Here is a 717-nt window from a genome sequence, read left to right as displayed (position 1 = left end):
CTTTCACGGCAGACGCGACCAGCCACCTACGAGCTCTTTACGCCCAATAATTCCGGACAACGCTTGCGCCCTACGTATTACCGCGGCTGCTGGCACGTAGTTAGCCGGCGCTTCTTCTGCAGGTACACGTCAACTTCGTCCCTGCTGAAAGAGGTTTACAACCCGAAGGCCGTCATCCCCCACGCGGCGTCGCTGCGTCAGGCTTTCGCCCATTGCGCAATATTCCCCACTGCTGCCTCCCGTAGGAGTCTGGGCCGTGTCTCAGTCCCAGTGTGGCCGGTCGCCCTCTCAGGCCGGCTACCCGTCGTCGCCTTGGTAGGCCACTACCCCACCAACAAGCTGATAGGCCGCGAGCCCATCCCCAACCGAAAAACTTTCCACCACCACCAGATGCCTGGGGCGGTCATATCCGGTATTAGACCCAGTTTCCCGGGCTTATCCCAGAGTCAGGGGCAGGTTACTCACGTGTTACTCACCCGTTCGCCGCTCGAGTACCCCGAAGGGCCTTTCCGCTCGACTTGCATGTGTTAAGCACGCCGCCAGCGTTCGTCCTGAGCCAGGATCAAACTCTCCAAAAAATGCTTGGAAAAGTATCCCAGCCAACATCCACATCATGAATGTCAACCAAAGGAATCCGTCATAAATGACGGGGTTGTGCATCATGCACTGGCTTTTAACACACTGTTGAGTTCTCAAGAAACGGACGCGTACATCCTC

At 57.2% G+C, this 717-nt stretch carries 1 rRNA gene; it reads right to left on the bottom strand.

Features of this window, described 5'->3' with window-relative positions:
- Positions 1-578, bottom strand: a 16S ribosomal RNA gene (locus tag V5E28_RS49080); the annotation flags it as partial.
- Positions 579-717: the final 139 nt, after the last annotated feature.

Origin of the sequence: Nonomuraea sp. LPB2021202275-12-8 (assembly GCF_037044575.1) — a bacterium.
GTDB lineage: Bacteria > Actinomycetota > Actinomycetes > Streptosporangiales > Streptosporangiaceae > Nonomuraea.
The sequence above is the reverse complement of the archived record's forward strand: the minus strand, read 5'-3'. Positions and strand labels throughout refer to the sequence as shown.